The sequence below is a fragment of the Kitasatospora sp. NPDC057512 genome (assembly GCF_042802135.1).
GTDB lineage: Bacteria > Actinomycetota > Actinomycetes > Streptomycetales > Streptomycetaceae > Kitasatospora.
On sequence record NZ_JBHVET010000563.1, the window covers coordinates 1 to 5,883 of the forward strand.

4 protein-coding genes are annotated in these 5,883 nt (G+C 76.7%); all 4 read right to left on the reverse strand.

Annotated elements, in window-relative coordinates:
• Positions 1-35: 35 nt before the first annotated feature.
• Positions 36-842 carry a thioesterase II family protein gene (locus ACFU6K_RS29090; RefSeq protein ID WP_380667972.1) on the reverse strand — a complete coding sequence of 269 codons (807 nt, stop codon included), beginning with the start codon at positions 840-842 and terminating at the stop codon, positions 36-38.
• Between the two features lie 10 nt (positions 843-852).
• On the reverse strand, positions 853-4,023 hold the full coding sequence (locus ACFU6K_RS29095; protein ID WP_380667974.1) for a type I polyketide synthase: 3,171 nt from the start codon (positions 4,021-4,023) through the stop codon (positions 853-855).
• A complete protein-coding gene (locus ACFU6K_RS29100) occupies positions 4,020-5,204 on the reverse strand; it encodes an HAD-IIIC family phosphatase (RefSeq protein ID WP_380667976.1) in 1,185 nt (394 codons plus the stop codon). The genes ACFU6K_RS29095 and ACFU6K_RS29100 overlap by 4 nt, the downstream gene beginning before the upstream one ends.
• Before the next feature lie 127 nt (positions 5,205-5,331).
• Positions 5,332-5,883, reverse strand: a 552-nt coding sequence (locus ACFU6K_RS29105) for an acyl-CoA dehydrogenase family protein (protein ID WP_380667978.1), incomplete at its 5' end; no start/stop codon positions are given.

Here is a 5,883-nt window from a genome sequence, read left to right on the forward strand (position 1 = left end):
CGGTTCGGACCGCACGGGAGGCACCCGCGGCCGCGTCACCGTCCGCCGGAGGACGCGCGGCGAGCGTCCGCGGCCTCGGCCAGGTGGCCGTCCAGCAGGCCGATGACCTGCGGCATCTCCTCGGTGAGGAAGAAGTGCCCGCCGGGGAAGACCTGGAGGTCGAACCCGCCGGTGGTGTGGGCCCGCCAGTCCTCCGCCTCGGCGACCGAGGTCTTGGGGTCGCGGTCGCCCGTCAGGGAGGTGATCGGGCAGCCGACCACGGCGTCGGCGCCGGCCCGGTAGGTCTCGATGGCGCGGTAGTCGGCGCGCAGCGCCGGCATCGCGGCCGCCATCAGGTCCGGGTCGTCGAGGACGACGGACGAGGACCCGTCCAGGCGGCGGATCTCGTCGGTGATCGCGTCGTCGCCGAGCAGGTGCACCCCCTCGGCCGGGCCCAGCCCGATCGCCGGGCCGCGCCGGCCGGAGACGACCAGGCGGGCGGCGGGCCGGCCGGCGGCCTCGCAGCGGCGGGCCACCTCGAAGGCGACGACGGCGCCCATGCTGTGGCCGAACAGCACCAGGGGCAGCTCGGGCTGCCGGGCCAGCACCTCGTGGATCCGGTCGGCCAGGACGTGCAGGTCGGCGATCGGCTCCTCCCGGCGGCGGTCCTGACGGCCCGGGTACTGGACGGCCAGGACCTCGACGCGGTCGGCGTCGGCCAGCGCGAACGGCACCGGGCGGTAGAACGGGGCGGTGCCCCCCGCGTGCGGGAAGCACACCAGGCGGGCGGCGGGGGCCTCCGTCCTCCGGTAGCAGCGCAGCCACAGGTCGTCGTCGGCGGTGGGGTCGGGTCGGGCGGACATGGTTCTCCGTTCAGTGATCACGGTCGGGGCCGAGCTCGGCCTCGATGAGGGCGAGGAGTTCGTCGTCGGTGGTGTCGGACAGGGCGTCCGCGCCGGTCCCCCGGCCGGCCCCGGCACCGGGCCCGCCGCCGGTCCGGCCCACCAGCGACTCCAGCCGGGCCAGCGCCCGCGCCCGGGCCGCCGGGTCCTCGGCGGCGGCGAGCAGCGCTTCGAGGGCGTCGAGCGCGGCGGGCAGCGGATCGGGGTTCAGGGCGGTGTGCAGGTGGGACGCCAGGACGGCGGGTGACGGATGGTCGTACACCAGGCCCGGCGGGAGCGCGAGGCCGGTGGCGGACGCGAGGCGGTTGCGCAGCTCGACGGCCAGGACGGAACCCAGGCCCTGGGACTTGAAGGTGCGGGTCGGGTGCACGCCCCCGGCGCCGTCGTGGCCGAGGACGGCCGCGGCGTGGGCGCGGACCAGGTCCAGCACGGCCCGTTCGGTGCCCAGGGCCGCGGGGGCCGGGGCGGCGGGGGCCTGGGCCGGGGCGGCGGCGTCCGGGTCGGGACGCGCCGGGGCCTGCTGACCGGCGGCCAGCCAGTGACGGGTGCGCTGGAAGGCGTACGTGGGCAGGTCCACGGTGCGGCCGGCCGCCGGCAGCACCGTGCCCCAGTCGACGGGCACCCCCCGGACGTGGGCCTCGGCCAGCGAGGCCAGCAGACGGTCCGGGCCGCCGTCCTCGCGCCGCAGGGTGCCGACCGCCGCCTCGGCGGCGATGCCGCCGACCAGCAGCGGGTGCGGCGACACCTCGACGAAGGCGCCGTGGCCGGCGGTGGTGAGCACCCCGACGGCCCGGTCGAACTCGACGGTCTCGCGCAGGCTCGCGTACCAGTACTCCGGGCCCGCCTCGGGGCCGGCCAGCCACTCCCCGGTCAGCGCGGAGACCATCGGGACCAGGGCCCGGCCCGGCTCGATCCCCTTCAGGACGGCGAGGACCTCCTCGCGCAGCTCGTCCACGTGGGCGCTGTGCGAGGCGTAGTCGACCGGGATCAGCCGGGTGCGCACCGCCTCGCCGTACGCGTCCGCCAGCTCCCGCAGGGCGTCGGGCTCACCGGAGACCACCGTCGCCGAGGGGCCGTTGACGGCCGCGACCGACAGCCGCCGCCCGTACGGCGCGATCCGCTCCCGGACGGCGTCCACCGCTTCGGCGACGGAGAGCATCCCGCCGCGCCCGGCCAGCGCCGTCAGCGCCCGGCTGCGCAGGGCCACCACCTTGGCGGCGTCGTCGAGGGTCAGGATCCCGGCGACGGCGGCCGCCGCGATCTCACCCTGGGAGTGGCCCACCACCGCGTCGGGAGCGACACCGGCCGCCTGCCACACGGCGGCCAGCGAGACCATCACCGCCCAGAGGGCCGGCTGCACGACGTCGGCGGCCTCGAAACCGTGACGGCCCGCCAGCACATCGTCCAACTGCCAGTCCACGTACGGCGCGAGGGCCTCGGCGCACTCCGCCAGCCGCGCCGCGAACACCGGGGACGACGCGGCCAGCTCGCGGCCCATCCCCACCCACTGGCCGCCCTGGCCGGGGAAGACGAACACCGTCCGCCCGGGGCCCTCGGGCCCGACCGCGCCGGTGACGACGGCGGCGGAGGGGCGGCCGGCCGCGAGGTCCGCGAGGGCGTCCAGCGGCCGCGGGCCGAGCAGGACGGCGCGGTGGTCGAGCGCCGCGCGCGTCGTGGCGAGGGACCGGGCGACCTCCCGGGCCGACGCCTCCGGCCGGGCCGCCAGGTGCTCCCGCAGCCGCTCGGCCTGCGCGGCCAGCGCGGCGGGCGTACGGGCGGAGAGCAGCCAGACGGGGTCGGCGCCGTCCGCCAAGGACGCCAAGGACTCCACGGGCGCGGCGGGTACGGCGGCGGCCGGTTCGGCGGGGGCGGCCTCCAGGACGACATGGGCGTTGGTGCCGCCGATGCCGAAGCCCGACACGCCCGCGCGGGGCGGGTGCGCGCTCTCCGGCCACGGGGTCGGCTCCGTCAGCAGCCGCACCGCGCCGTCCCCCCAGTCCACGGCCGGCGTGGGCTCGGTGATGTGCAGCGACTCGGGGAGCGTGCGGTGCCGCAGGGCGAGGACCGTCTTGATGACGCCGGCGGCGCCCGCCGCGGCGAGGGTGTGGCCGAGGTTGGACTTCACCGAGCCGACCAGCAGCGGGCGTCCGTGCGCCCGGTCCCGGCCGTAGGCGGCGAGCAGGGCGCCCGCCTCGACGCGGTCGCCCAGCCGGGTGCCGGTGCCGTGCGCCTCGACGGCGTCGATGTCCGCGGGGGCCAGCTCCGCGTCGGCGAGCGCGGCGTGGATGACCGCGCGCTGGGCCTCGCCGTTCGGGGCCGTGAGGCTGTGGCCGGCGCCGTCGGAGTTGACGGCCGAACCGCGGACCACCGCCAGCACCCGGTGGCCCAGGCGCCGTGCCCGCTCCAGCCGTTCCAGCACGAGCACCCCTGCCCCCTCGGACCAGGCCACGCCGTCCGCGTCCGCGGAGAAGGGCTTGCAGCGGGCGTCCGGGGCCAGACCGCCCAGCGCGCTGAACGCGACGTGGTAGCCGGGCGTCGTCATCACCGTCACCCCGCCCGCCAGCGCCAGTTCGCACTCGCCGCCGCGCAGCCCCTCGACGGCGAGGTGCAGCGCCACCAGCGAGCTGGAGGCCGAGGTGTCGACGGTGAGGACGGGGCCGTTCAGGCCGAGGGTGTGGGCCAGCCGCCCGCTGATGACGCTCGGGGCGGTGCCGGTGAACAGCACGCCGGCGAGGTCGGCGGGCGCCTCGTGCAGCGCGGGCCCGTACGGCCGGGCCTCGGCGCCGAGGTACACCCCGGTGCGGGAGCCCCGCAGGGTGGTCGGGTCGATGCGGGCGTGCTCCAGGGCCTCCCAGCCCACCTCCAGGGCGAGCCGCTGCTGCGGGTCCATGGCGTCGGCCTCGCGCGGGGAGAGGTCGAAGAACGCGGCGTCGAACCGGGTCGCGCTGTCGAGGAACCCGCCGCGGTCGGTGGCGCAGCGCCCGTCGCGGCGCAGCGCGTCGAGGTCCCAGCCGCGGTCGGTGGGGAAGGGGCCGGCGACGGTGCGCCGGTCGACGAGGGCCTGCCACAGGTCCTCGGGCGAGTCGATGCCGCCGGGGTAGCGGCAGGCCATGCCGATGACGGCCAGGGGCTCGGCGGTCATGCGCCGGCTCCGCCCGTGGAACCGGCGGAGCTCGTGGAGCCCACGGGGCCGAGGACGGGGGCCTCGACGCGCACGGTGGTGGGGGCCGGACGGCGGTCCGCCACCAGGTGCCGGAACTCGATGCCCGCACGCCCGGAGCCGGCCGCCCCGGCGTCGGCGGTGGCGGCATCGGCGTCAACGGCGTCGGCGTCGACGGGGCCGGCGGAGGGCAGTTCGGCGAGGCAGTCGCAGGCCGCGTCGGTGAAGCCGGCGAACCGGTAGGCGATCTCCATCATCCGGTTGCGGTCGGTACGGCGGAAGTCGGCGGCCAGGTGGACGCCGGCCGCCGCCGCCTCGCCGATCAGCCAGTCCAGCAGGACGGCGCCCGCGCCGAAGGACACCACCCGGCAGGAGGTGGCCAGCAGCTTCAGGTGCCAGACCCGCTCGTGGTAGCCGACGAGCAGCACGCCGACGGCGCCGTGCGGGCCGAAGCGGTCGGTGAGGGAGACGGTGAGGACCTCGTGCTCCGGATCGGCGATCAGGGCCCGCAGGTCGGCGTCGGAGTAGTAGACGCCGGTGGCGTTCATCTGGCTGGTGCGCAGGGTGAGTTCCTCGACCCGGGAGAGGTCGGCGTCGTCGGCCCGCTTGATCTCCATGACCAGGTCCAGCGAGCGGAGGAACGCCTCGTCGGGGCCGGTGAACTCCTCGCGCTCGGCGGTCCGGCGGAAGCCCGCCTGGTACATGCTGCGGCGGCGGGCGGCGTCGACGGTGACCACGGCCGGACTGAACTCGGGCAGGTCGGTCAGCTCCGCCGCCCGCGCCGCGTCGAAGCAGCGGACCTCGGGGTGGTGGTGGGCGACCTCGGCGCGCTCGGCCGGCTGGTCGTCGATGAAGGCGACGGTCTTCAGGGCGAAGTTCAGCCGGTCCGCGATCTCCTTGACCGACCGGGACTTGGGACGCCAGCCGATCTGCGGCAGGACGAAGTACTCGGCGACGCCGAGGGCCTCCAGCTGCTGCCAGGCGTGGTCGTGGTCGTTCTTGCTGGCCACGGCCTGGAGGATGCCGCGGGCGTCGAGTTCGACGATGGTGCGGCGGATCTCCTCGGGCAGCACCACCTCGTGGTCCTCCAGGAGGGTGCCCCGCCACAGGGTGTTGTCCAGGTCCCAGACCAGGCACTTGACGAGGGTGGGTGCGTCGGACACGGGGCGCTCCTTCGATTTCCGTTCGTTGCCGTGTTCGTGGTGCGTGTCATGCATGTGGTGCGTGTCGTGCGTGCGGTGCGGGTCGTGCATGTGGTGCGGGTCGTGCCCGTGCGGGGCGGCGGGCGGCTCAGAGCCGGTCGAGGGCGTGCCGGGCGAGGATCAACTGCGAGATCTCGGTGCTGCCTTCGATCAGTTCCATCGCCTTGGCGTCCCGGTAGGCCCGGGCCACCACGTGGCCGTCGGTGAAGCCGCGCGAGGCGAGCACCTGGACGGCCGTCCCGGCGCCGCTGGTCGCGTGGGTGGCGGCGACCTGCTTGGCCAGCACCGCCGTCACCGCCGCGTCCGGGGCGCCGCGGTCCCACTGCTCGGCGGCGTGCCGGCAGACCTGGGTGGCGATCCGCTCCGAGGTGTAGAGCTCGGCGATGTGCCGGGCCACCAGCTGGTGCTCGCCGATCGGGCCGCCGCCCTGCTCGCGGGTGCGGGCGTCCCCGACGGCGGCCGTGAGGCAGGCGCGCAGGATGCCGACGCAGCCCCAGGCCACCGACATCCGGCCGTACGACAGGCCGACCGTGAACAGCAGCGCGAGCGGCTGGCGGCCGCCGCCGAGCACGGCGTCGGCCGGGCTCCGGGCGTCGGCGAGCACGATGCGGGCGTGCGGGGCGGCGCGGCAGCCGAGCGG